Annotated in this window: 25 protein-coding genes and 2 pseudogenes; all 27 read left to right on the top strand. The window is 35.7% G+C overall.

The window, feature by feature from the left end:
• Positions 1 to 35 precede the first annotated feature (35 nt).
• The 27 genes and pseudogenes from EDD74_RS02340 (at position 36) to EDD74_RS02220 (ending at position 24,721) form a co-directional block, all read left to right on the top strand.
• A pseudogene (locus EDD74_RS02340) lies at positions 36 to 1,900 on the top strand (polysaccharide biosynthesis protein).
• A gap of 171 nt (positions 1,901 to 2,071) precedes the next feature.
• Positions 2,072 to 2,701: a hypothetical protein gene (locus tag EDD74_RS02335; RefSeq protein WP_009261682.1), complete on the top strand. Its 630-nt coding sequence runs from the start codon at positions 2,072 to 2,074 to the stop codon at positions 2,699 to 2,701.
• A gap of 4 nt (positions 2,702 to 2,705) precedes the next feature.
• Positions 2,706 to 3,359, top strand: coding sequence for a class D sortase (locus EDD74_RS02330; RefSeq protein ID WP_116442085.1), 654 nt, complete (start codon positions 2,706 to 2,708; stop codon positions 3,357 to 3,359).
• An 11-nt stretch (positions 3,360 to 3,370) separates the two neighbouring features.
• Complete coding sequence (locus EDD74_RS02325) at positions 3,371 to 4,249, top strand: hypothetical protein (protein WP_116442086.1); 879 nt, start codon at positions 3,371 to 3,373, stop codon at positions 4,247 to 4,249.
• Between the two features lie 20 nt (positions 4,250 to 4,269).
• Positions 4,270 to 5,004, top strand: a complete 735-nt coding sequence (locus EDD74_RS02320; protein ID WP_116442087.1) for a CpsB/CapC family capsule biosynthesis tyrosine phosphatase — start codon at positions 4,270 to 4,272, stop codon at positions 5,002 to 5,004.
• Positions 5,005 to 5,035: 31 nt separating this feature from the next.
• Positions 5,036 to 5,752 (top strand): YveK family protein, encoded by a 717-nt coding sequence (locus EDD74_RS02315; RefSeq protein WP_116442088.1) that lies wholly within the window; start codon positions 5,036 to 5,038, stop codon positions 5,750 to 5,752.
• Positions 5,753 to 5,770: 18 nt separating this feature from the next.
• Entirely contained in the window at positions 5,771 to 6,493 is a 723-nt protein-coding gene (locus EDD74_RS02310) for a polysaccharide biosynthesis tyrosine autokinase (RefSeq protein ID WP_116442089.1), read from the top strand.
• 215 nt (positions 6,494 to 6,708) lie between these two features.
• A pseudogene (locus EDD74_RS15610) lies at positions 6,709 to 6,819 on the top strand (polysaccharide biosynthesis protein); the annotation flags it as partial.
• Positions 6,820 to 7,312: 493 nt separating this feature from the next.
• A complete protein-coding gene (locus EDD74_RS02300) occupies positions 7,313 to 7,984 on the top strand; it encodes a PIG-L deacetylase family protein (RefSeq protein WP_116442090.1) in 672 nt (223 codons plus the stop codon).
• 3 nt (positions 7,985 to 7,987) lie between these two features.
• Entirely contained in the window at positions 7,988 to 8,650 is a 663-nt protein-coding gene (locus tag EDD74_RS02295; RefSeq protein ID WP_116442091.1) for a sugar transferase, read from the top strand.
• Complete coding sequence (locus EDD74_RS02290; protein WP_116442092.1) at positions 8,647 to 9,771, top strand: ATP-binding protein; 1,125 nt, start codon at positions 8,647 to 8,649, stop codon at positions 9,769 to 9,771. The genes EDD74_RS02295 and EDD74_RS02290 overlap by 4 nt, the downstream gene beginning before the upstream one ends.
• Positions 9,772 to 9,837: 66 nt before the next feature.
• Entirely contained in the window at positions 9,838 to 10,572 is a 735-nt protein-coding gene (locus EDD74_RS15685) for an APC family permease (protein WP_330410014.1), read from the top strand.
• Positions 10,566 to 11,225 (top strand): APC family permease, encoded by a 660-nt coding sequence (locus tag EDD74_RS15680; RefSeq protein ID WP_330410015.1) that lies wholly within the window; start codon positions 10,566 to 10,568, stop codon positions 11,223 to 11,225. The genes EDD74_RS15685 and EDD74_RS15680 overlap by 7 nt, the downstream gene beginning before the upstream one ends.
• 262 nt (positions 11,226 to 11,487) lie before the next feature.
• Complete coding sequence (locus EDD74_RS02280) at positions 11,488 to 11,772, top strand: transposase (protein ID WP_174704856.1); 285 nt, start codon at positions 11,488 to 11,490, stop codon at positions 11,770 to 11,772.
• Positions 11,769 to 12,314 (top strand): IS3 family transposase, encoded by a 546-nt coding sequence (locus EDD74_RS15310; RefSeq protein WP_242990179.1) that lies wholly within the window; start codon positions 11,769 to 11,771, stop codon positions 12,312 to 12,314. Before EDD74_RS02280 ends, EDD74_RS15310 begins: the two co-directional genes overlap by 4 nt.
• Positions 12,244 to 12,681: a DDE-type integrase/transposase/recombinase gene (locus EDD74_RS15305; protein ID WP_242990180.1), complete on the top strand. Its 438-nt coding sequence runs from the start codon at positions 12,244 to 12,246 to the stop codon at positions 12,679 to 12,681. The genes EDD74_RS15310 and EDD74_RS15305 overlap by 71 nt, the downstream gene beginning before the upstream one ends.
• A gap of 117 nt (positions 12,682 to 12,798) precedes the next feature.
• Positions 12,799 to 13,872 carry an EpsG family protein gene (locus EDD74_RS02270; RefSeq protein WP_116442094.1) on the top strand — a complete coding sequence of 358 codons (1,074 nt, stop codon included), beginning with the start codon at positions 12,799 to 12,801 and terminating at the stop codon, positions 13,870 to 13,872.
• A 9-nt stretch (positions 13,873 to 13,881) separates the two neighbouring features.
• On the top strand, positions 13,882 to 15,036 hold the full coding sequence (locus tag EDD74_RS02265) for a glycosyltransferase (protein WP_116442095.1): 1,155 nt from the start codon (positions 13,882 to 13,884) through the stop codon (positions 15,034 to 15,036).
• Complete coding sequence (locus EDD74_RS02260) at positions 15,017 to 16,171, top strand: glycosyltransferase (RefSeq protein WP_116442096.1); 1,155 nt, start codon at positions 15,017 to 15,019, stop codon at positions 16,169 to 16,171. Before EDD74_RS02265 ends, EDD74_RS02260 begins: the two co-directional genes overlap by 20 nt.
• Before the next feature lie 16 nt (positions 16,172 to 16,187).
• Entirely contained in the window at positions 16,188 to 17,078 is an 891-nt protein-coding gene (locus EDD74_RS02255; RefSeq protein WP_116442097.1) for an ATP-grasp fold amidoligase family protein, read from the top strand.
• Positions 17,075 to 17,926, top strand: a complete 852-nt coding sequence (locus EDD74_RS02250) for an acyltransferase family protein (RefSeq protein WP_116442098.1) — start codon at positions 17,075 to 17,077, stop codon at positions 17,924 to 17,926. Before EDD74_RS02255 ends, EDD74_RS02250 begins: the two co-directional genes overlap by 4 nt.
• A 261-nt stretch (positions 17,927 to 18,187) precedes the next feature.
• On the top strand, positions 18,188 to 19,315 hold the full coding sequence (locus tag EDD74_RS02245; protein WP_116442100.1) for a CapA family protein: 1,128 nt from the start codon (positions 18,188 to 18,190) through the stop codon (positions 19,313 to 19,315).
• Positions 19,305 to 20,288, top strand: coding sequence for a glycosyltransferase family 2 protein (locus tag EDD74_RS02240; protein ID WP_165851610.1), 984 nt, complete (start codon positions 19,305 to 19,307; stop codon positions 20,286 to 20,288). The genes EDD74_RS02245 and EDD74_RS02240 overlap by 11 nt, the downstream gene beginning before the upstream one ends.
• A gap of 1 nt (position 20,289) precedes the next feature.
• The gene (locus EDD74_RS02235) at positions 20,290 to 21,081 is read left to right on the top strand and encodes a glycosyltransferase family 2 protein (RefSeq protein ID WP_116442102.1); all 792 of its coding nucleotides are present in this window, start codon (positions 20,290 to 20,292) and stop codon (positions 21,079 to 21,081) included.
• Between the two features lie 516 nt (positions 21,082 to 21,597).
• Positions 21,598 to 22,146, top strand: a complete 549-nt coding sequence (locus EDD74_RS02230; RefSeq protein WP_116442103.1) for an acyltransferase — start codon at positions 21,598 to 21,600, stop codon at positions 22,144 to 22,146.
• Positions 22,147 to 22,171: 25 nt separating this feature from the next.
• A complete protein-coding gene (locus tag EDD74_RS02225) occupies positions 22,172 to 23,701 on the top strand; it encodes a polysaccharide biosynthesis C-terminal domain-containing protein (protein WP_116442104.1) in 1,530 nt (509 codons plus the stop codon).
• 15 nt (positions 23,702 to 23,716) lie between these two features.
• Positions 23,717 to 24,721: an acyltransferase family protein gene (locus EDD74_RS02220; protein ID WP_116442105.1), complete on the top strand. Its 1,005-nt coding sequence runs from the start codon at positions 23,717 to 23,719 to the stop codon at positions 24,719 to 24,721.
• Positions 24,722 to 24,765: the final 44 nt, after the last annotated feature.

Raw genomic sequence — 24,765 nt, 5'->3', positions numbered from 1 at the left:
TAATAGGAAATTACAAATGAGAAAAGAGTGGAAACATGAAAAAAACAGAAAAACATGCATTGACAGTCCGGATAGCTCTGCTTGTGATGTTAGACATTTTATTTATGCAGGTGGCATCTTTTGGCAGTCTGTGGATTCGACATGAGTTTGACTTTCAGGCTGTAGAAGAGACGTTTATCCATACCGTATGGAGATATATGCCGCTGAATATTTTGGTGACACTGGCTGTATTCTCCATGTTTCATCTATACACCAGCCTTTGGAAATATGCGAGTATCACAGAGTTATCCTGTATCGTTGCTGCTGTGGCGATTTCCAGTCTGCTGCACGTTCTGGGAATGGCAGTGATGGGACTTGAGATGTTTAAAAGCTACCTGTTGCTATACTTTTTACTTTTCTTATCCATGGTTGTGGGACTGCGGTTCTCTTACCGGTTTTTCCGGTTTGTAAGAAATAAGTGTAACCGTGGAATGGCGGAGAAGAGGGAGAATGTCATGATCATCGGAGCCGGTGATGCGGGGGCTGCGATCATCAAGGAGAATCGCCTGAGCAAAGCAGCTACGAGAAAGGTCTGCTGTCTGATTGACAAAGATCCGAAGAAATGGGGAAGTATATTCTTGGATGTCCGGTTGTCGGTGGGGCGGACAAGATTATGGAATCTGTAGAAAAGTATAAGATCCAGAAGATCGTCATTGCAATTCCTTCGGCGACAAGCCAGCAGATCAAGGAATTGGTGGAAATCTGTAAAGAGACAAAATGTGAGCTGAAGATTCTCCCTGGAATTTACCAGTTGATTGACGGAGAAGTCAGCATCTCACAGTTGAGAGAAGTTGAGATCGAAGATCTGCTCGGAAGAGAACCGGTCAAGGTGGATCTAGAGGAAATCTTAGGATATATCCAGGGAAAAACAGTGCTTGTCACCGGAGGAGGCGGATCGATCGGAAGTGAGATCTGTCGTCAGCTTGCGGGACACGGCGTGGGAAAATTGATCATCTTTGATGTCTATGAGAACAATGCCTATGCGATCCAGCAGGAATTAAAGAGAAAATATCCAAAGCTAGATCTGGAAGTTCTGATCGGCTCTGTCAGAAATACAAGCCGGATGAACGATGTGTTCGCCACGTATCACCCGGAAATCGTATTTCACGCAGCGGCACACAAGCATGTCCCATTGATGGAGGACAGTCCGAACGAGGCGATTAAGAATAACGTGATCGGTACTTATAAGACTGCGAAGATGGCAAGCGATTACGGAGTGAAAAAGTTTATTTTGATTTCTACAGACAAAGCGGTCAATCCGACCAATATTATGGGGGCGAGCAAAAGACTCTGCGAGATGGTCATTCAGACGATCGGAAAGAAGAGTCAGACAGAGTTTGCGGCAGTCCGTTTTGGCAATGTCCTTGGAAGCAACGGAAGTGTAATTCCGCTTTTCAAAGAGCAGATTAAAAACGGAGGTCCGGTCACTGTCACACACAAAGACATCATCCGGTATTTCATGACGATTCCGGAGGCAGTCAGCCTCGTACTTCAGGCCGGAGCTTATGCTAAAAACGGAGAGATCTTCGTATTAAATATGGGAGAGCCGGTGAAGATCGTTGATCTTGCCAGAAATCTGATCAAGCTGTCGGGATATGAACCGGATGTAGATATTAAAATTGAGTTTACCGGACTGCGTCCCGGAGAGAAGCTTTACGAAGAGCTTTTGATGGATGAAGAAGGAATGCAGACGACGGAGAACAAGAGAATCTTCATCGGAAGACAGATTGACGTAGATGAGGAGACCTTTGAGAAAAATATCGAGGCATTGGATGAAGCGTCCCGGAGAGAAGATAAGAACATTCGCGAACTTGTACACAAGATTGTTCCGGAATACCGATATCAGGCATCCCCAAAATAGAGCGCTTCGTGTGCAGGGCAACATGTAGTAAAAAAGTGGGCAAAAGGATATTTACAAACAGAAACAGATGCGATATACTGTTTTCGTATATAGAAATTATAAAGCAATTCATATTTCGAATGAAATATCCGTGTAAATATGAGATGTGTGTGATGTTTGGAGGGAAAGAATATGAGGAACCAAAAGAAATTTGCTGCAGTATTGGCCGCAGGTGTACTTAGTGCCTCTATGTGCATGCCGGCATTGGCAGCCTCAGGAGTCAGCGCAGAAGAGCAGAAGATTCTGAATAAGATGGAAAGCTCTGCAGCTGGATTTGGAGTGACAGATGTTTCTCTGTATGCAAGTTATTACAGTCAGGCAGAGAGCTGGCTCGCTTCCGGAGAAGTGGATCTGACAGCGAGTCAGGTAGATGCAGTGTTAAAAGCAATCGATCAGGCAGCTGGCCTTTTACAGCAGGCGATTGATGCGAATGGCGCTGCAAGTGCAAAAGATTTGTTAAATATTATCGGAAAAGATGGTATTATGCAGATCGCACAGCAGATTGTAGATGCGATTGCACCGGGACTGAAAGAAGTCGGAATCATTATCACAGCGGACATGCTCGCAGGAGACAACGGTGTGATCAATGTAAAGCTTGCAAAAGACGGTACAACTATCGGATCTTCTGACAAGGTGATCAAGAAGACTGGTATGAATGCCGGAGCGACATATGCGGTAGCAGCCGGATTTGTGATGGCTTTGGTAGGATGTGCTGCTGTGGCAAAGAAGAACAACTATAGAGAGACTGCAGAGGAATGCTAGATTGATGAAACAGCGTAAAAGCAGAATAGTGGCATATGTGATCGTGCCACTATTCTTTACCATGATAGGTTACGGAGTTGTATATGTTGCGGCATCCCCGTTTATAAATATAGTAACGACTGCAGGCAGCATGTTTATGACTGAGAGCCTTCCTGAATTTTCTGAGGAATTGGGCTCTATTTTTTCGGAACCAGATAAAGATGCAGAGGCGGAAGAGATTCCGCTTGCGGATGTAACCTGGCCGAAGTTTGGGGAGCATTATGCAAATGTGACTTGTGAGCAGATTGGTCTGGATGTACCGCTCTACTACGGTGACAGCATGGAGATCATGCGTGTGGGAGCCGGACAGTACCAGGGCAGCTTTATCCCAGGGTATGGCAAGACGATTTTACTCAGTGGCCACAATACAACCTACTTTTCTCCGCTGCAAAAGATTGCGGTGGGAGACGAAGTGACAATTAAGACAAGTTATGGGATCTACCGCTATCAAGTGCGGGAGACAAAGGTCTTAAACGAATCTGATCCGCAGGCAGTAGACCTGCTTCAGAAGAAAGAAGAACTGGTCATGTATACCTGTTATCCGTTTGACATGCTGTCAAGTACGGATCAGCGTTTCTTTGTCTATGCAGACAAAGTGAGTGGACCAGTATTAAAATAGGAGGAAGAAAGATGGAATATCAGAAAACAAAGAAGCAGTCTTCCTCCAACAGAAAAGGAAGAACGATCGTGAGCATGATCCTGTCCTTTTTGATCGCGGTGACACTGACAATGGCAGCGCTTCTTGGAAGCCTTCGGTTAGGATTCCTGAATGAGAAGATGATCGTTCGCAGCTTGAATGTGAAGGATTATTATGGAGTAGTCTGTGATGATTTTTACGAGCGAGTGGAAGATTTATCCATTCCTCTTGGGATTCCGAAAAGTGCACTGGAAGGAATTGTAGATACGAACAGTATGTACAACGATATCCGGGCGAGTCTGGAGGCGTCTTTGACCGGACAGACTTATCAGCCGGATACCGGGAAGCTTCGAACAAAGTTAAAAGAGAATGTAGAAAACTATGCAAAGTCCAGGGAGATTGAGCTGGGGGAAGCACAGCAGACGGTACTGAATACTTATCTGGAACAGGCAGCAGAGCAATATGTAAGGGCAACGAAGATTCCTTTTATTGAATATTATGGAAGAATTCACAGTTTTGCAGAGAAAGTAATTACAGTTGGCATTCTCGGCTGCTTAGTCTTTGCGGTGCTGGCAGGAATTGTATTGTTTCGGATGTATATTTGGAAACATCACGCGATGCGCTATCTTGTGTACAGTACACTGGCATCGGGGATGATGATCGGTCTTGTTCCGGCGTATTTGCTGCTTGCACAGGACTATCGGCGGCTTGTGATCGAACCGGAATATTTGTACCAGTTTATGGTGACTTATGTGACGAACGGTCTGCTGATCTTTGAGGGATTTGCGATGGGATTCTTTGGAATTGCCGCATTATTACTACTGCGGATTGCAAGTTTGCGAAGACGGCTGATCAAAAACAGCAGAGGATAGAAAAGGTGAGGTGAACATAGATGAAAGGGCTGATTGATATTCATGCACACATCCTTCCGGGGGTGGATGACGGAGCTTCGGATTTTCAGGAAAGTGTGCGGATGTTAAAAAGTGCATATCGGCAGGGGGTACGGTGCGTGATTGCAACGCCCCACTATCATCGGAATCACTTTCACCGCAACCCGGAACGGACCATGGAAGCTTTGCAGAAGATCCGCGGATGGCTGCGAGAACATCTGCCGGATATGATCGTACTTTTGGGGACAGAGATCTATTATACAATCGATTTTGCGGAGGAGATTGCCGCGGGGAATATTTTCCCAATGGCAAAGAGCAGATATCTGCTTGTAGAATTCTCGCCACTGGAAGATTATGCGTATATCCGCAATGCAGTTCACGTTATGGTCAACAGAGGATACTGCCCGATCATCGCACATGCCGAGCGGTATCGTGTCTTCCACCAAAATGTCAGCAGAATTTCTGAAGTGATCCAGTTGGGAGCTTATATCCAACTCAATGGCGACAGCATCGTAGGGAAAAACGGTCTGCGGATGAAGCTTTTTGCTCAGAAGCTGATGAAAAAGGAACTGGTGCACTTTGTGGCATCGGACATGCACCATATGGAATCGCGCAGACCGAATCTGAAGGAATGTGCCGAATATATGGAAAAAACATATGGATTTGCGCGTACAAAAGAACTGCTGTATGACAATCCACGGAAATTGATCGAAAATAAACTCATAGAGGAACTGTGACAGAGAAAAGAGAACATATAGGAGAAAATGAATGAGACAACGAGAAGAACAGATAGAAGAAAACGGGATCGATCTGCTGGAGATATTAGCAGTCCTGTTAGATAAAGCGTGGGTCATTATTCTGGTCGGTGTACTGACAGCCGGAGCTGCATTCGGTTATACGAAATTTATGGTTACACCAATCTACCAGGCGACCACACAGGCATATGTATTGACAAAAGCGGAGGATGCAGCGGTGACATCGGGAGACATCAGCCTCAGCAATCAGCTGCTCGGTGATTGTGCCTCTCTCTTAAAGAGCCGACCAGTCACAGATAAGGTGATTGAGGAACTTGGACTGAAGATGTCCAGTACTGCGCTTGCCAATGCAATTACAGTGACAAATCAGGAAAATACATTGATTCTAAATATTTCTGTCAGCAATCCGGATCCATATCTTGCAAAAGAACTTGCGGATAAAGTAAGAGATGTGGGAGCAGAACATGTGACAGAAGTTATGAACTTAAAAGCGTTGAATACGGTACAGGAAGCACTGATTCCATCCAGCCCGGCAAGTCCGAACATTATGAAAAATACTGTAATCGGTGGAGCGGCAGGAGCCGTGCTGACAGCTGGAATCATTTTACTGATCTTCCTGATGAATGATAAGATCCGCAGTCAGGATGATGTAGAAAAATATCTTGGAATCGGAGTACTTGGAGCGATTCCGTCCACGGAGGACAAGACAAAGACGAAGAAAAAGAAATAGAACACAAGGGAGAAAGCGATGCAGAAGATTAATTTGGTCATACCAGACAACATGGACTACAGAACAAGCGAAGCATATCGCACCTTGAGAACAAATGTATTGTTCTGCGGGGAAGAGATCAATGCCATTGCAGTGACAAGCTGCACCCCTGGAGAAGGGAAATCAGAAGTATCATTTCGGTTGGCAGAAAGCCTTGCCGAGACAGACAGAAAAATTCTTTATATCGATGCGGATCTTCGCCGCTCGGTATTCTCAAAACGATATCAGGTCACGCAGGAAGTAAAAGGGCTTTCCCATTATCTGTCCGGACAGGAAGAACTGGGGGCAGTCGTATGTGCTACGAATATTTCCAATCTGCATGTCATCCTTCCGGGGCCGGTACCGCCAAATCCATCCGAATTACTCGGGAACGAACATTTCAGACAGCTAATGGAAAAGACACACGCACTTTATGACTATATTATTATTGACACACCGCCGCTTGGAAGTGTGATTGATGCAGCGGTCATCGCGAAAGAATGTGACGGGGCAATGCTCGTCATTGAAAATGATGCGATCAGTTATAAAATGGCACAGAAAGTAGAACGACAGCTGGAAAGATCCGGATGTCGGATTCTCGGGGCAGTGTTAAATAAAGTAGATGTCAGAGCAAAAGGGTATTATGGAAAGTATTACTATAGTAAATATTATGGTGGGGATTATAGTAGTGTTTATTATCAAAAACCAGAAGAAATTAAGTAGGAAGTGTAGGATACATAAGCAGATTTTGGAATGAGTAAGCCTGATATCTATTGGGGACATTAACACTCCGTATGATGTATCGATATGTGTATAAATGACGAAACCAAGAAACAAAAGAAGAAAAATCTTTCTATATAATTATATATCCTTTTAGGAATCAAAGCAGGAGATAAAAAGGAAACACAGAGAATTAAGATTGCAATCATCACCCACAGCTTACCATCAATGCCGTTGCCCACAAGAATGTACCATTGATGGAGCATAACTGTGTAGAAGACATTTACAACAATGTGGTTGGTACACAGAATCTTGTGGAGCTTTACTAAGAATATAAGGTGGAGCACTTTATGATGATTTCTACAGATAGATGGTTAATTCGGTTGATGTCATGGGCGCAACCAAGAGAATGTGTTAAATGATTATACAGGGTGCTAGCACACATGGGAATGTGAAATACTGTGCCACTCGGTTTTGGAAATGTGTTGAGTAGTGCTGGATTAGTGGTATCGTTTTTTTAATTCTAGGTTGTGAATAACAGACCGGTTACGGTAACAGATAAGAGTATTATCAGATACTTCATGACACAATGCCAGAGCAGTATAGCAGGAGTTGGATGGCTGTTGGAAGCAGTGTACAAGAATAAAGGTGATATAAAAGAAAGGGCACAGAAGGTGGTTACAATTTATTATCAGGCGTAAAAATAGAGAATATTTTGATATCGAAAGCGAGGACTAGGAAATTATGAGGTGAGAAATATTAAGAATTCAAAAGGATAGTATATTGACTTGAAAGATAAAATATAAGAGGGAGATAGATAGTATGAACTATTTAGTAGTTGTGGCACACCCAGACGATGAAGTTTTGGGAGCGGGAGCAACAATTCATAAATTGATTTTAGAAGGACATAGGGTTGCTGTGGCTATTATGGTTTCACAAGCTGAAGCTAGAAAAGATTTGTCTTTATCATTATCTGATGACGAGGGTAAGGCGCTTTCTATAGTTGGTGTAGAAAAGACTTACCATGCAAACTTTCCTAATATTAAGATGAATATAGTTCCGCATCTTGACTTGGTTCAGTTTGTTGAGAGATGTATTGAAGAATGGAAAGCTGAGGCACTTATTACACATCATCCTTCTGATACTAATAATGATCATGTTCAGACTTCTTATGCAGTTCAGGCTGCAAGTCGTCTGTTCCAAAGGAGAGATAACATCCCAGCGTTAAAAGAGTTACTTTATATGGAAGTTCCTTCTTCAACAGAGTGGTCTTTTGATACTTCTGCAAATCGTTTCTCTCCAAACTATTTTGTTGAAATTGGTAAGAAGGGTGTTGAATTGAAAATAAGAGCGCTTTCGGCATATAAGGGCGTAATGAGACCTTATCCTTACCCACGTTCAATCGAAGCACTAGAAGGTTTGGCTGCATATCGTGGTGTTCAGGCTGGTTGTAATTATGCGGAAGCTTTTGAGTGTGTATTTAAGAGGGAGTAGGAAATGTATAAGTTGTTTATTAAGCGATTGTTAGATATTGTTTTATCTGGTATTGCAATTATTGTATTGTCACCAATTTACCTGATTATTGCCATTGTTGTAAGAGTACAGATGGGAAGTCCAATTCTTTTCTCACAAGATCGAATTGGTAAGGACGAGAAGATATTTAAATTATATAAATTTCGTTCAATGACAAATGAAACGGATGAGAATGGAGAATTACTTCCAGAAAAAGAGAGACTTACTAAGTTCGGAATTGCTTTACGGTCCACATCTTTGGATGAACTTCCAGAATTATTCATGATCTTTAAGGGAGATATGAGTATTGTAGGACCAAGACCTCAGCCGTCATTCTATCTTCCGTATTATACAGAAAAAGAACGTAAAGGACATAAGGTAAAAGGAGGATTAATTCCGCCTGATTGTCTTAGTAAAGAAATACAATGTGACTGGGAAACTCAGTTAGAAATTGAAGCATATTATGCAGAAAATCTTTCATTTATTATGGATGTTAAGGTGATATTATGTACTTTTGTTATTCTATATAAACGAATGAAGAGTAATTATGGCGAAGATGATAGACCAATGCTTCATGATTATCGTCGTGAAACAGTAGATGAAAAAACACTCAAAGAATGGGAGAAAAAGGGAGTAGAGATTAAATGAGAGAATATATAGTTCTTGTTACAAAAGAACATTACAATCCATTGGGAATTGTAAGAACGCTTGGCGAGGCTGGAATTAGCCCAATTGTTGTCGCCGTCAGAGGAGACTTAAAATTTGTTGGACAAAGTAAATATGTAAAGGAAAAGTACTACGTAGACTCTACAGAAGATGGGATAGAACTTATTATTGATAAATTTGCAAGTACAAGAGAGAAATCATTTATCCTTACAGGTGATGATGTGACTGTTGCGATGATTGATAAGTATTATGATAGATTGAAAGATTATTTCTTTTTCTATAATGCAGGAGAGTCTGGACGCATTGCTCATTATATGGATAAAGATGTGATGATGAGTATTGTTGCTAAGCATGATATTAAGATTGCAAAAACATGGAAAGTAAAAGTGGGAGAAATTCCTAAAGATATAGTTTATCCGGTTATGACTAAGGCCATTAATTCGATAGGTGATGAATGGAAAGATATTGTATATGTTTGTTACAATGACATCGAACTTAATGAAGCTTTCAGTCATATGAGGAGTGAAAAAGTCCTTGTTCAGCAGTATATTGAAAAAGTTGATGAGTTGTCTTTCGATGCCATTAGTGTAAATCATGGTAAAGATGTTTGGGTAATAACGGAGGCTAGTCAGGTGTATAATATGCCAGATAAGTATTCGCCTTACTGGTTTATTAAGAATTCTGAAAATAAAGAAATGCAGAAGAAAATTGCAAAAGTTATTGAGGATATTAGATTAGAGGGGATTTTTGAATTTGAATTTTTGAAAGACAGAGATGGGAATCTTTGGTTTTTGGAAATCAACTTTAGAAATACTGCCCTTGGATATTCTACCACAGTAGCAGGAATGCCTCAAGTTGTCTATTGGTGTGAGTCTATGGAAAAAGGGTTTATTGATAAGGAAAAATATTATAAAAAAGTTCCCGATGGTTTAACTGCTATGGCTGAGTGTTTTGATTATGACGTTCGTGTTAAAACAGGAATTATTTCAAAAGAGGAATGGCTTAAGGAATATATGACGGCTGAATGCAAGATGTATATGGGGAGAGATGATTTTAAACCATTTCAGCTCTTCATGGAGTATAAGCAAAAATATATGCATTGATTGTGAGTGTTATATCTCTATTTGACGAGTGAAAGTTAAACATAAACTCAAGAAAGAGGAGAATTAATGGAAAAGAAGAGCAGAGAATTAAATAAAGTATTAAACACCGGTGATGTCTTAGTTACAGCTTTTGGAGCAATGATTGGATGGGGATGGGTTGTTTCATCTGGTGATTGGATTAAAAAAGCTGGAGTTTTGGGAACAATGCTTGCGTTCCTTTTAGGTGGTATAATGATTTATTTTGTTGGATTAGTATATGCTGAGTTGACAACAGCGATGCCAGAAAGTGGTGGGGCTAAGGTTTTCACTCAAAGGGCATTTGGAACTATTGGATCATTTATCTGCACATGGGCGATTATTTTTAGTTATATCGGTGTTGTATGTTTTGAGGCATGTTCTTTACCAACTATTATTCAGTATATTTTTCCAGGTTTTTTGAAAGGTTATTTATATACAATAGCTGGATTTGATATTTATCTTTCATGGTTAATTGTAGCAATTGCGTTTGCTATATTGATTACATGGGTTAATATAAGAGGTGTTAAAGCAGCAGCTATGCTTCAGAAGATTCTTACAATTACGATTGCAACAGTTGATATCAGCTTAATAGTTATCTCAGCAATTAAGGGGGAAAAGTCAAACCTTACTGGACAGCTTTTTATTGGAAAAGATATTAGTTCAAATGTAAAGAATATTCTTTCTGTGGCTATGGTGACGCCATTTTTTCTTTTCGGTTTTGATGTTATACCTCAGGTAGCAGAAGAAATCAATATTCCTCTAAAAAAATTGGAAAGATGCTGATATTTTCTATTGCATTTGCGGTTGCATTTTATGGATTTGTTGTATTAGCCGTTGGTTATGGTATGAACGCTGATGAAATTTCTGATTCGATTTGTAAAAGTGGACTTGTTACAGCTGATGCAATGGCAAAACTGTTTAATAGTGCAGTGATGGCTAAGTTGCTTATTGTTGGTGGTATGTGTGGTGTTGTTACAAGTTGGAACTCTTTTATGATTGGTGGGAATAGAGCACTTATGTCCATGGCTGATTCATACATGATTCCGCATATGTTTGGAAAGATACATACCAAATATAAAACTCCACATCTCTCATTAATTTTGATTGGAGGGTTATCAATTTTATCACTTTTTTTTGGAAGAGTGATGCTTGTATGGATTGCAAACAGTGCCAGTTTTGCTTGCTGTATTTCATACTGCATGGTTGCTATAGCATTCGTTAAGATAAGAATTAAAGAACCTAATATGAAGAGACCTTATGAGGTCAAAAATTATAAATTAGTTGGATTTATGGCAATAGTGTTGTCTGGGTTTTTGTGTGTTATGTATTTGATTCCTAGAACGGGGTGTACATTAACAATTCAAGAACTAGTAATTACAGGTGGTTGGGCTGTGATTGGTGTAATATTTGCAGTGATTTGTAAATCAAAATATTAAGAAAGATTTGAAGATAATTTCGCTTCTAAAAACGGATTAATATGTAGATTAAAGATGGTTGCTATAAAAGCAAGTTGATTAACAAATGAAGTTAACAGAATAGTAGATGTTAAACAAGTAAAGAGATTTTATTGAGAGTATAAGATTTAAATTATATGTATTTGATTGGTGTTAGAATATAAATAGTACAAGTCAAAATGAGAATTCCTTATAAGAAAAATCATGGTACAATGTAGGTACCGCACTGAAGGAGGATCTCATTATGGCAAAACACTATGACAAACAATTTAAGCTGGATGCAGTCCAGTATTATCATGATTACAAGAACTTAGGACTGCGGGGGTGTGCTACAAATTTAGGAATCAGTCAGCAGACATTATCACGCTGGCAGAAAGAACTGCGCGAAACAGGTGATATTGAAAGTCGTGGTTCCGGTAACTATGCTTCTGATGAAACAAAAGAAATCGCACGATTAAAACGAGAATTACGAGATGCACAGGATGCCCTTGAAGTATTAAAAAAAGCAATCAACATTCTGGGAAAATGACAGAAGCCATTTATCTCGAAGTTACGGAGATGGCAGAAACTGCCCATAAGGCGAAGCGCCGAGTTTCTGTCTCCGGAATGTTGAAACATCTTGGCGTTTCCCGTTCTGGTTATCATGCGTGGCTAAAACGTGTTCCTTCTAATACGGAAAAAAGACGTGAAGCCGTAAAAGCTAAAATTCAGGATATTTACGATGAATCCAAACAGAATTATGGTGCCCCTAAAATCACCAGAGAATTGCGTAAATCAGGAGAAATCATCTCCGAACGTACTGTTGGTAAGTATATGAAGCAAATGGGCATCAAAGCCCAGTGGGTCAAGCCATGGACTATCACAACCAAAGATTCTGACTTCAGCAGCGAATTAAAAAATATCCTTGATGAACAGTTTAATCCAGAACGTCCAAATGCTGTTTGGTGTTCTGATATCACTTATATCTACGATAGACGGATTTGTTTATCTGACCAGTATCATGGACTTATATTCCAGAAAAATCATTGCCTGGACACTTTCCAAAACATTGGAGGTATTCTGCATGATTGAAACAATAAAGAAAGCCAAAGCAAGACGCAATATCGATAAGCCTTTAATTCTGCATTCAGACCGGGGAAGCCAGTATGTATCAAAAGAATACAAACGTGTAACCGCAACCATGCAGTGTAGTTATTCTAAAAAGGCATATCCATGGGATAACGCATGTATTGAGTCGTTCCATTCCCTGATTAAGAGAGAATGGCTGAATCGGTTTAAGATTCGAGATTATGATCATGCATATCGTTTGATTTTTGAATATTTGGAAGCATTCTACAATACGAAACGAATTCATAGTCACTGTGATTATATGTCACCAAAAGATTATGAAGAGCTGTATCGTAGGCTTCAGCAAGACGAATTGCAGCTGGCAGGTTAAGATGAGGAAAACCTCATTTTAACTTGTGCTAAATCTTGACATAGGACCAGATAATTATTAGAGTTTAAAGATAAACTGTTTTGATAATATAAGTGTAGTAAATTGAGGAGTTAATAAATGAGAGTATATGTTATAACATTATTATTGGCTGGCTTTTTTGCTTTAGTTGCCCAAAACAATAAAATTCGATTATTAAATAGAGAGTGTAGTTCTAATAGTTTGTTTAAATTTCATTTTTTTGTAATTCTTACAGCAATTGTACTTATTTTTGTTGCAGGTTTTAGATATAGAGTTGGAGCCGATTACATGAATTATGCATTAGGATACGAACAAGTAAAATCAACTTTTTGGAACTCGTTGAAGACTCTCGATGAGCCGGGTTACAAACTTCTAACAATAATCGGAAGTTGGTTTTATGATGATTATGCATCAATGTTTTTTATTCTTGCGTTGTTTACAATTGGAAAAAATATAAAAACTATGAGTAAATATTCAGATGACTTTTTTTGGGCAATTATTACTTATATTTTTATAGGTGCATGGCATGGATCATTTGGAGCGATGAGACAATATGCAGCTAGTGCAATATTATTTGCAGGACATCATTATATATATGAAAAAAAGTTTTGGCATTTTTTACTAACTGTTATGCTTGCGTTTTTCTTTCATCGTACTGCAATTGTATTCGTGGTAGTATATTTTATTGCAACAGATAAAATTTCGGTAAAATCTATATTTTGGATGGTAATTATCGCAGTTGTAGCAGCGTTGAGTCTAGATAAAGTATTTGAAGTTATGAGCTATTTTAAAGGAACAGATCAAACAGAATTTGTTTATATGACAGCAGACGTAAACCCTTTTCGGGTAATGATGGCCTTTTTACCATTATTGCTTATATTTCTTGTTCCTAAACGGGACAGAAAAAATCCTGAGTTAGCATTTTATTATAACTTGTTGATTATTAATGCATTATTTATGTTAGTTACATCATCAAGTACTTATCTTGCTCGTATAGGAATTTATACAGATATTTATGCCACAATTGCTTTTCCAAAGTTAAAAAGATATATGTCTGAGAATAATAAAAAAGCTTTTTTATTTTTGATGATTATTTTATATGGCTTTTTTTGGATTCACGAAATACAAGCTCGAGATACATTACAAAATTTTCAATGGATATTTTATAGATAAGGAGAAAATATGGCAGTAACAGTATGGGAAATGAATGGGGTTATGAACTCGGGAGGCACTGAAAGCTTAATAATGGAATTTTGTCGAAATAAGCCAAATGATATAAATCTTATTTTGATTATTCATTCTGAAACCACTAATTTTTCTGGTATTCACGATAAGGAAATTCATAGTTTGGGAATTAAAACTTATTTCTTACCTTCTGTTGGTTCCGTAGGAATAAAAAAATATGTTGGAGAGTTCAAGGGTTTATGTGATAGAATTGGAAAACCAGATATTGTACATAGTCACATTAACGGAATTGGGGGGATTATTTCATATGCCGCATATTTATGTGGGATTGATACAAGAATTATTCACTGTCATGCAGATATTAAATTTCGAGGTTCTTTTTGGTATATTGCAAAGGAAGAAATATTACTATATGTAATGAAGCTATTTGTAAAAAGATATGGAACAGAGTTTTGGGCGTGTTCAAAAGCGGCAGGTGAGAGATTATTTGGGAAAAATAAAAAATATAAGATAATAAAGAATGTAATTGATGTCAAAAAGTATAGATCATCTGTTCAAAAGCATATAGAAGAAAAAGAAAAGTTAGGGTTTTCAGAGGATACCATTGTTGTTGGTGCAGTGGGCCGAATTTCATCTATAAAAAATTATGAGGTTATTATAGAAGCAATTAATAAAATCAAGAGTAGAAATGTCGAGTTTTGCTGTTATGGACGAGTAAATGATCAAGAGTATTATAAAAAACTAATTATTATGGCTAAAGAATTAAATGTTTCCGATAGAGTTCATTTTTTAGGAAATAGTAGCAGTATTTGCGATAGAATTGCAGCATTTGATTTATTTGTGATGCCTTCAATTAGTGAGGGGTTAGGGATTGCAGCATTAGAAGCACAAGCGGCTGGAATTCCTAGTTTGATATCAACAGGTGTTCCTGAAGAAACGGATATGGGAATAGGTCTTGTTGAACGAGTGGATCCGCATAATGCAGAACAATGGGCTAATGCGATGTTAAATTTTAGGTTAGATACGATACCATATTCAACTATTCTTGATGCATTTCAAAATAAAGGATTTGATTCTAAAGAGCAATGCTCTGTAGTATTTCAATTATATAGAGATTATGTAGGGGGACACGATGATGAAGCAAAACGTTAGAGTTCTTTTTGTTGCTAATGTTGCTAAAGAGCATGTGCTAAAATTTCATGTGCCAATGATTAAAAAGTTAACTGATTTAGGATGGACGGTAGATGTTGCTTGTGGTGGTGATGAAGATATTCCATATTGTAGTAGTCAGTATAAATTAGCATATACGAGAGCAACAGTAAATATCAATACATTCAAAGGATTTAAACAGGTAATTGATATTGTAAAAGAAAATGAATATGATATTATTTATTGCCATACTACTGTTGGTGGAGCTGCTGGCAGAATTGCTAGCATATTTTCTAAAAATAAAAATGTAAAGGTGGTATTCTTTGATCATGGATTTGATTTTTGTAAGGATGCACCATGGTATGTTTGGATTACATTTTATCCTTTCGAAAAAATTATGGCAAAATTAACAGATGCAATTATATGTATTAATCAAGAGGATTATTACAACTCAAAATACAGATTAAAGCCTAAGCATCGGTCGTATTTTATAGAAGGTGTTGGAGCAGATTTTTCAAAGTTTGATGTAGATAATAAGATGGTTATACGAGCACAGTATAGAAAAAATATGAATATTTCAGATAATGCTACTGTTTTGATTTATCTTGCAGAATTGACACCGAATAAAAATCAGAGATTATTAATTGATGTTCTTGAAGTAATAAGAAAAAAAAATCCGGATACATATTTAGTACTTGCGGGTTTTGATCATTGTGATGGTTATTATATGAAATATGCGAAGTCAAAAGGCTTAGACCAATATGTTAGATACCTAGGATGGCGTGAAGATGTTGGAAATTTGTATGCAATGTCTGATATTTGTGTTGCTTCTAGCATAGTTGAGGGATTAGGATTAAATCTAGTTGAAGCGATGTATAGTGGATTACCTGTTGTAGCAACAAATAATAGAGGACATTCTACTGTAATAACCGATGGTGAAACAGGATTTTTAGTAAATCAAGGGGATGTTTTAGATTTTGCAAACAAAGTGAGCATGTTGATTGAAAATGAGCATTTAAAAAATTCTATAGTAACAAAGGGGTTGAGTGAATGCAGAAAGTATTCGACGGATGCTGTTCTGGAAAAATTATATAGTATTCTGTTGAATTATACACCATATCCATTTATAGAGTATTAAAGAAGGAGAGATAAAAGTGAGTTTTATTAAGGAATATGTAATTAGTGAACTACATATAATAGAGTGTTTTTTTTTACCAAAATTGATTTCAGATGAAAAAGCAATTAAAAGATATTATCGAAAGAAGTCGAAGGGAAATATGTTGAATCTTGATAATCCGAAACGTTTTAGTGAAAAGTTACAATGGTACAAATTGAATGGGAAAGATCCGCTCATGCAGATTTGTGCAGATAAAAATAGGGTTAGGAAATATATCTCTGATTTGGGATATGGATATTTATTAAATGAACAGTATGGCGTTTTTAAACATGTGGAGGATATTGATTTTGACAGTTTACCTAACAAATTTGTTATGAAAGCAGCTCATGGTAGTGGATGGAATATTATTGTTAAGGATAAGAACAAGCTTAATAAAAAGAAGGCAAAAATGTTAATGCGTAGTTGGCTAAAGCAAGATACATCTTGGAGTGGAAGAGAATGGGTGTATAAAGATATGCCAAGAAGTATTGTAATTGAAAAGTATCTGGAAGATGAAACCGGAGAGCTCAGAGACTATAAATTTTTCTGCTTTAATGGTCAGCCTCGTTTTATGCAATTAGAAGTTGGTAGGAATACAGCACATAATACTAGAAATTTTTACGATATGGATTGGAAATTAATGCCATTTGGTAAAGAGCTTCCGCATAATCCGAATTTGAATGTTCCAAAACCAACTTTGTTTGATGAAATGAAAAAAATTGCAGAGAATTTGTGCAAGCCGTTTCAGTTTGTTCGTGTAGATCTTTATCAGGCAAATGGGAAAGTTTATTTTGGAGAATTAACATTCTTTCCAGCTGGAGGTGCTCCTGATTTTGTTCCAGATCAATACGATGAAATTGTAGGAGATATGTGGGAGTTGAAAAGATGATTATGAATACAAAAAGTAATAGAAATTTGAATATTGAAATATTGCGAATCATCGCTATGTTTTTGATAATTATGGGGCACTCTATAGGGCATACATATCTTTTGGAATCGATTCCTCAAAATTCTATTAATTACTATTTAGTTTCATTGCTGCAGATTATATCTTATCCTGCAACAAATATTTATGTGATGATTTCTGGATATTTGCTTTGTGAGAAACAATTTAAGGTAAAAAGAATTTTTACGATATGGTGTCAGGTGTTCTTTTATTCAATAGTATTAATGTTGGCAGTTGGTATTATTGACAGAGGACTATTTTCAATAACATCGTTTATTAAAGTATTAATGCCTATTTCTGGAAATCAATATTGGTTTGCAAGAGTTTATATTGGACTATATTTGTTGATGCCATTTATCAATAAATTTATATTATCTTTAAACAAAAAGAACTACCAAGCTTTTTTGTTAGTATGTTTTATTTTATTTTCGCTTTGGAGAAGTTTTATTCCTTTTGCAAAAACACTTAATGGTGAAGGCGGAAATAGCATTATTTGGTTTGTGGTTTTGTATTGCTTTGGAGCATATCTTAAGTTGTATGGGTTTTCAGAAAAATTAACAATAAAGAAACAGTTGATATATGTGAGTGGATTATTGCTATTTTCATTTAGTTCCAGATTGGCAATAACTTGGATATCCAATTTAATTGGACTGAATGGAGCAGGATCTAGTTTGTTTACGGAGTTTACTTCATTTCCAATGTTGTTGACAGCATGGCTAATTACAAATTTTGTTGTTAAGTCCTCTAAAAATTTAGGGGGGGTATTCAAGGTATATTCTATGGTTTTCTAATAGCACGTTTAGTGTATATTTGATTCATGAAAATCAATATGTAAAAAAATTTTTGTGGAATTTTATTGATATGCCTGAAAAAGCAGAGAGTCAAGCAATAGTTTTAGTTACTATTGTTGTTACTTTAGGAATCTTTGTCATATGTACGATACTAGACAAAATATTATTTGTTCAAGCATCAAAATTTCTAAAGTATATAAAATTTGAAAAGATACAGGGAGTTGTTGAGTCATATCTCTACAAAAATTAAAGGGTGATAAGATGAGTGGAAAGATAATAATATTTGGAGATATTTGTCCAGATAATAATTATAGAAAAATATTTGATAAAGGCAGTTGTGCACTTTCGGAAAATATCTTGGCGGAGATAAAAAAAGCAGAGTATGTTGTTGCAAATCTTGAGTGTCCAGCAACAAATGAAACGAATCCGATTGTTAAATGCGGTCCAAATTTGAGGGCTAAACCAGGGGATTTACAGGTTTTGTCTAAGGCAGGAATTAATGTTCTGTCTTTAGCCAATAACCATATTCTTGATTATGGAGTAGATGCTGTGTCTGATACATTGAAAGCATGTCATGATAATGGTTTCTTTGTATTTGGTGCGGGGAAGAATCAAAGTGAAGCAGAGAAACCTCTTATTATTGAGATAAGTGGGAAGAAAGTAGGGTTTATTAGTTTTGCAGAAGAAGAATTTAATATTGCAGGACAAACAACACCAGGATCGGCGTTATTTGATCCATACTATTCCTTTGATAAAATTACAGCTCTCAAAAAAGATGTTGATATAGTAGTTGTACTTTATCATGGTGGTATTGAACATTATGTATACCCGACACCGCTGCTTCAGAAAAAATGTAGAAAAATGGTAGAAGTGGGTGCAGATTTGGTTCTGTGTCAGCATAGTCATTGTATTGGGACAATTGAAACATATCATGAAAAGACAATTCTATATGGGCAGGGAAATTCTGTGTTTGGTTATAGAGAGGGAAACGAAAAGTGGAATGAAGGACTACTCGTTGAGTTGGATGCATTTTCATCTAATACTACTTTCAAACTAATGAAAGCTACGCCGGAAGGAATTGTATTTGCAGATACAAAGGATGAAGATGCGAGGATTGATTTAATGAGAAAGCAGTCAGAAATTCTCGACGATGTAACTGCTATCAAGGATTCCTGGACTACATTTGTTGAAGAAAACAAAGCACTATATTACTCAATGTTGCTGGGGAAAAATAGGGTATTTAATAAGATGAACAGAATCTTAAAAAACAAGTTGATTGATATTATATATAGAAAAATGAAGCAGATGATTACTATGAATATTTTGCGTTGTGATGCACATAGGGAGGTGCTTATTACAATGCTGGAGGAAAAAGTTTATGGAAAATGATTTGATTACGGTTGTAGTTCCGATTTATAACATGGGATCATACTTAATGAAAGCAGTTGATAGTCTTCTAAAACAAAAATATCGTCATTATGAAATCATTTTGGTAGATGATGGATCTACTGATAATAGTTCTGAACTTTGTGATGAGCTGGCGAGCAAGCATGAAATAATTCGCGTCATTCATAAGAAAAATGGTGGACTTTCATCCGCAAGAAATTGTGGTATAGAGGGAGCTAGAGGAAAATATATCATATTTCCTGATCCAGATGATTGGGTAGATGAAAATTATCTTTCTGCTTTAGTGGAACAACAGGCAGATGAAATTGATCTTGAAATATGTGGAAATTATATTGTGACACATACGAAGCAAGTGATTCAAAATAATGGTGCTAAAAAAGAAATATTTAATAAAAAAGATGCCATTTTGCATCTATTGGCGCAGACGGAATATTGTGGATTTGCATGGAATAAATTATATCATTTAGATATTATTTATAGAAATAATCTAAGGTTTGATGAAGAATTGGGAATGGCTCAGGATCTCCATTTTGCCTTTAGATATATACTAAAATGTGGGAAAATTTCATATAACCCAGAACCTCATTACTTTTATGTTCAGCATAAAGCCGGTGTGACAAACATTAATCACCCACTAAGCCAGAGAAAAATAAGTGGTTTGAAAACATATGATAAACTTTTGGAATTAGCAAAAGTTTATGTACCAGAGGCTGTTCCAATTATTGGAGCGACTATAGCAAATCAGAATTTAAGTTTCCTATATATTTATTATAATTCTGGAATGAATGATGAAGTTCTTAAAGAACGATTGTATACTAATTTTAAGAAATATAAACATTACTTTTTTAGAAATAGAAAATATGGATTTTCGCATAGGATATTAGGTTTGATAGCATTGATAAATCCGGAATTACATTATAAATTGAAGAAGATGAAACATAGAGGAGACCAGTAAGATGAATAATCCAATTATATCTGTTATTATGGGAACGTATAATTGTGCAGATACTGTAAAAAATGCAATAGATAGTGTTGTGGCACAGACATTTGAAGATTGGGAATTTATTATTTGCGATGACTGTTCGACAGATAATACATATCATGTTTTAAAAGAAATTGCGGAGGGGGATAAAAGAATAAAAATAGTAAGAAATGAGAGTAATAAAAAACTGGCATATACACTAAACCATTGCTTAGAAATTGCAAAAGGAAAATATATTGCAAGAATGGATGCAGATGACATATGTTTTCCAGATCGCCTATCAAAGCAGGTGAAGTTCCTTGATCAACACAAGGAGTATGCTGTTGTTGGAGGTGGAATAATTCCATATGATGATAGTGGAGAGCATAAGGCTAGAATTGGGAAGGAAATACCAGAAGTTAGAGATATGATTAAAGATGTTCCATTTTATCATCCAACAATTATGATGAGAAAAAGTGTTTATAAAAAGTTGAATGGGTATACTGTATCAGAGCGAACAATAAGAGGACAAGACTTGGACTTATGGTTTCGTTTTTTTTCAAAGGGATTCAAAGGGTATAATTTGCAAGAACCAGTTCTGAAATATCATCAAAGTATGAGTGATTATAAAAAAATTGGAATGAAAGTTTCGATTAATATTGCAAAAACAAGATTGATTGGCTTTAAAATTAATAGATTTCCAATTTGGTTATATCCATTTGCTATTAAACCAATTATTACGGAACTGATACCCAAAAGAATTATGTATATATATCATCACAGATAATGAGCATCGTTTTCGTTTGCAAATTATGTAGAGTGTAGAAAGATGATAATATGTTTTGTGGACTAGCAACAATTCAATATTAGGATTTTGTGCTTTGCAATAGAGTGATATTATTATGAAAATAAATAGGTACAGCTATGGTTGTTAGAAGTGCTGTTTGAATAAATATCTTATGAATCTATAAATGTAAAGTAGGGTATGAGTGAATAAGATTATTCATATAATAACGTATTGGTGGAATGCAATTCTGATACGGCGAAAAATGATTTCATAAACGAGTATAGATTAACCCCGGAAGAAGTACTTTATTAAATGATGGATAAATTTGCATATGCTAATTTGTACATTATCATAGTTTCAATGATTATTACACATCGATTAATGCAAAAATGTACCATGGTTGATTTTGGGGCTAACAAAGAATTTGATTAAAACAATGTAACTATTAACCATTCAGAAAAACTAGTGAAATCATAGTTTTTTGTTTAAATAATTAATTAGGAAAGAATAGAGAGTATGTCATTTTTACATAATTATCCATATGTTTTAGGTATTTTTAAATTGGTATTTTATAAATTATTTATGGGAAAGAACTTAGAAATGCATGGAAAGCAAAGACTTAGTTTTAAAGCAAGTTTTAGAACTAGAAAAAATAGTAAGATAATTCTACAAGATCACGCACATTTTGCTGAGGGCACATTGCTGCGAGTGACCGATAATGCTATCTTTAAATTAGGGAAAAATTCGGGTTTCAATTCTTATTGTGTTATTACTTGTAGAGATAAAATTATAATTGGTGATAATGTAATGTTTGGACCTTTTGTAACAATTCATGACCATGATCATATTTTTGATACAGATAATAATATCAATGAGGAAGGGTATAAAACGGCTCCAATAATAATTGAAGATAATGTGTGGATAGGAGGTAATGTTGTGATTTTAAAGGGGGTTACGATAGGTACGGGATCTGTGGTTGCGGCAGGAGCAATTGTAACAAAGGATGTACCTCCATATTCAGTAGTATACAACAAGCGGAATGTTGTTATAAAAAAATTGAAATAAAACTAGAAGAGGGAGTAATTGTATTATGAACAGGAATAGAATGGTAGTATTAAATGGGATAATTGTATCAAGCACAACTATTCTATGCGCTGTTTTGGGCATGGTTGAAGTTTCACTATTTATAAAATGTTATGGAGCAGATATCAATGGCTTAATACAGACTGGAAATCAGGTCTTAAATTATATAGTTTTAATAGAGGCGGGGTTAAGTGCTGCATTTTTATATAAAATGTATAAACCAATAGCAGAAAATGATAATAAGCAATTATCAGCATTTTATAATGGTTTTCGAAAGAGTATGAGCAAGGCAGTAAATATAATGCTTTATGTTGCAATATTAATTTCAGCTATTTATCCATTGCTTATTAGAAAAAGTGATATAAAGTACTTAACTGTTTTCTCTATATTTCTATTACTTAGCCTAAAAGTAATTTTACCTTATAAAATCACAATGGTTCCTAAGTATATGATAATAGCTAAGGAACAAAAGTATAAAGCAGAACTTATAGGTGGTTTAACAAGGGGAATAACATATATAACAGAGATAGTGCTTCTAACAGTAATAATTAACTTTAATTTTGTAATTTCAGTGCAAGTTGTTTTGTTGGTTAGTGTGATAATATCTTTGATCGATGGTATATTATTTCATATTGTAATGCAGCATATCTATGGTAATACCCTTGATAAAACCGTAGCGCCTAATAATACTCCCAATAAGATGTCAAAAGATTTATTGGTTCATAACATATCGAGAATAGTTTTCAGTAGTACAGATAATATAATTATTTCAACAATGGGATCATTGGAGGCTGTAACTGTTTATAGTTCATATAATATGGTTGTCGGACAAGTAATAGAGATGGCACAAAAATTTATGGATGGCGTTACAGCAACTCTTGGAATTAAAATTGCGCATGAGGATAAAAATTCATATAATGTATTTAAAGAGATGTTGGCGGGGAGTTATTGGCTAGGAGGTATAATCGCTTCGGTTTTTATTTGCATGATAAATGAGTTTGTTTCTTTGTGGATTGGAAAAGAATATTGTGTAAATATTATCAATATAATTCTTTTTTCTATGGTTTTATACTGTGGTATTATTCTTCCTTGTATTCAAGTTGCAAGAAACGCATGTGGATTGTATAGGGAAAGTAGAAATTTTACTGCAATTCAGGCTGTAATAAACTTATTGATTACGATTCTCTTGGTTCCTAAACTAGGGATTATGGGTGCTCTTATTGGTACGGTGTTTGCTAGAGTTGCAATAACAGTTCCTTGCAATTATAAGTTGATATGTAAAAAAGTTTTCCCAGAGTTAAAAGCTAGCTGGTTAGAGATGTATACTAGTTATGTGCTTGTAATAGGAATAGGAATTTTAAATAAGTATTTAGTGATATATGTGGGGAAAATGCTTCAAAATGGAGTCGTAGGTTTTATCGTAAAAACATTGCTTGCATCATTTGTGTCATTTGTGATATACACAGTATATTATTACACATTTGATTTAGGATTTAGAGACCTTTCAAAGAGATTATTAGGAATAATAAAAAAATAAAGGAGAACGTAAGAAATGCGTAAGAGAATACTTTGTCTCGATATTGTAAGAGTAATATGTATGACATATATTGTTGGCTTTTGGCATATGTCAAATTATACAGAATACTCAAACTTTATAGCAGAATCAAAAGTATTAGCTGATATTACACTTGGGATATTGGGGGGATTTATTTTTTTGTCTGGATTTTTGGGGGGAGGGAAGCACTTTGAATGTGTCAAGGAAATAATGGTATATTATAAAAAAAGATTTATTACAATATATCCATTGTTTTTTGTATCTTGTTTTAGCTTGTTTTTTATTACTAGAATGGGGATGGGGAATTATATTGTTGATTTAAAACAATTGGGGTTAACACTAGTAGGAATGGCATGTTTTATTTCTGTTCCCCCAAAAACAGTTTGGTTTATTAGCATGCTAATTCCATTATACATTGTAACTCCGTTATATAATAAATTGAGCATGAAATTAAAGATAATAGTAATATTTGCTTGTTATACTACTATAGTAATGAAACCTGGCAGAGCTTATAGTGATGTCAGAGTATTCTATTTATTACCAATATATTTTATTGGATTAATGTTAGGAGAAATTTTTTTTGTAAAAAAGTATGAGTGGACAAAAAGAAAAAATACACTTTTGCTAATGACAAGTAGTATAGTGGCGGTAGTGTCAGAAAATTTAAGCTTAGGTATAGGAAATGAGTTTAAGATAGAAAAGATAATTGTAAAGAGTATATATATGTTGTTCTTTATATTATTTCTTTTTACGTTAAGTTATGAAGTAGAGGTGCGGATTAAAAACAATAAATGGGTTAGTATACTTGAAAATATTAGTGTAGCATCATTAACATGCTATTTATTTCATAGACAGATTTACTTTGTATTGAACATATTATTTGGTGAATATAATAGCTTTTTTGAGTGTATTACTTTTTTTCTTCTAGTGTTGATAATTTCCATTTACATTCAAAAATATTATGATAAAGTGATAATGTTACATAAAAAAAGAAAACAGTAATAGCAAGTGTTAGAGATTAATCAAATTAAGTACAAAAGGGATTT

Origin of the sequence: Faecalimonas umbilicata (genome assembly GCF_004346095.1) — a bacterium.
GTDB classification, from domain to species: domain Bacteria; phylum Bacillota; class Clostridia; order Lachnospirales; family Lachnospiraceae; genus Faecalimonas; species Faecalimonas umbilicata.
Note: the sequence above shows the minus strand (reverse complement) of the source record. Positions and strands in the feature narration are given on the sequence as shown.

Excerpts from the sequence above, each read along its gene's own strand:
- EDD74_RS02335 (WP_009261682.1), top strand. The coding sequence starts at position 2,072 with ATGAGGAACCAAAAGAAATTTGCTGCAGTATTGGCCGCAGGTGTACTT.
- EDD74_RS02330 (WP_116442085.1), top strand. The coding sequence starts at position 2,706 with ATGAAACAGCGTAAAAGCAGAATAGTGGCATATGTGATCGTGCCACTA.
- EDD74_RS02325 (WP_116442086.1), top strand. The coding sequence starts at position 3,371 with ATGGAATATCAGAAAACAAAGAAGCAGTCTTCCTCCAACAGAAAAGGA.
- EDD74_RS02320 (WP_116442087.1), top strand. The coding sequence starts at position 4,270 with ATGAAAGGGCTGATTGATATTCATGCACACATCCTTCCGGGGGTGGAT.
- EDD74_RS02315 (WP_116442088.1), top strand. The coding sequence starts at position 5,036 with ATGAGACAACGAGAAGAACAGATAGAAGAAAACGGGATCGATCTGCTG.
- EDD74_RS02310 (WP_116442089.1), top strand. The coding sequence starts at position 5,771 with ATGCAGAAGATTAATTTGGTCATACCAGACAACATGGACTACAGAACA.
- EDD74_RS02300 (WP_116442090.1), top strand. The coding sequence starts at position 7,313 with ATGAACTATTTAGTAGTTGTGGCACACCCAGACGATGAAGTTTTGGGA.
- EDD74_RS02295 (WP_116442091.1), top strand. The coding sequence starts at position 7,988 with ATGTATAAGTTGTTTATTAAGCGATTGTTAGATATTGTTTTATCTGGT.
- EDD74_RS02290 (WP_116442092.1), top strand. The coding sequence starts at position 8,647 with ATGAGAGAATATATAGTTCTTGTTACAAAAGAACATTACAATCCATTG.
- EDD74_RS15685 (WP_330410014.1), top strand. The coding sequence starts at position 9,838 with ATGGAAAAGAAGAGCAGAGAATTAAATAAAGTATTAAACACCGGTGAT.
- EDD74_RS15680 (WP_330410015.1), top strand. The coding sequence starts at position 10,566 with ATGCTGATATTTTCTATTGCATTTGCGGTTGCATTTTATGGATTTGTT.
- EDD74_RS02280 (WP_174704856.1), top strand. The coding sequence starts at position 11,488 with ATGGCAAAACACTATGACAAACAATTTAAGCTGGATGCAGTCCAGTAT.
- EDD74_RS15310 (WP_242990179.1), top strand. The coding sequence starts at position 11,769 with ATGACAGAAGCCATTTATCTCGAAGTTACGGAGATGGCAGAAACTGCC.
- EDD74_RS15305 (WP_242990180.1), top strand. The coding sequence starts at position 12,244 with ATGGACTTATATTCCAGAAAAATCATTGCCTGGACACTTTCCAAAACA.
- EDD74_RS02270 (WP_116442094.1), top strand. The coding sequence starts at position 12,799 with ATGAGAGTATATGTTATAACATTATTATTGGCTGGCTTTTTTGCTTTA.
- EDD74_RS02265 (WP_116442095.1), top strand. The coding sequence starts at position 13,882 with ATGGCAGTAACAGTATGGGAAATGAATGGGGTTATGAACTCGGGAGGC.
- EDD74_RS02260 (WP_116442096.1), top strand. The coding sequence starts at position 15,017 with ATGATGAAGCAAAACGTTAGAGTTCTTTTTGTTGCTAATGTTGCTAAA.
- EDD74_RS02250 (WP_116442098.1), top strand. The coding sequence starts at position 17,075 with ATGATTATGAATACAAAAAGTAATAGAAATTTGAATATTGAAATATTG.
- EDD74_RS02245 (WP_116442100.1), top strand. The coding sequence starts at position 18,188 with ATGAGTGGAAAGATAATAATATTTGGAGATATTTGTCCAGATAATAAT.
- EDD74_RS02240 (WP_165851610.1), top strand. The coding sequence starts at position 19,305 with ATGGAAAATGATTTGATTACGGTTGTAGTTCCGATTTATAACATGGGA.
- EDD74_RS02235 (WP_116442102.1), top strand. The coding sequence starts at position 20,290 with ATGAATAATCCAATTATATCTGTTATTATGGGAACGTATAATTGTGCA.
- EDD74_RS02230 (WP_116442103.1), top strand. The coding sequence starts at position 21,598 with ATGTCATTTTTACATAATTATCCATATGTTTTAGGTATTTTTAAATTG.
- EDD74_RS02225 (WP_116442104.1), top strand. The coding sequence starts at position 22,172 with ATGAACAGGAATAGAATGGTAGTATTAAATGGGATAATTGTATCAAGC.
- EDD74_RS02220 (WP_116442105.1), top strand. The coding sequence starts at position 23,717 with ATGCGTAAGAGAATACTTTGTCTCGATATTGTAAGAGTAATATGTATG.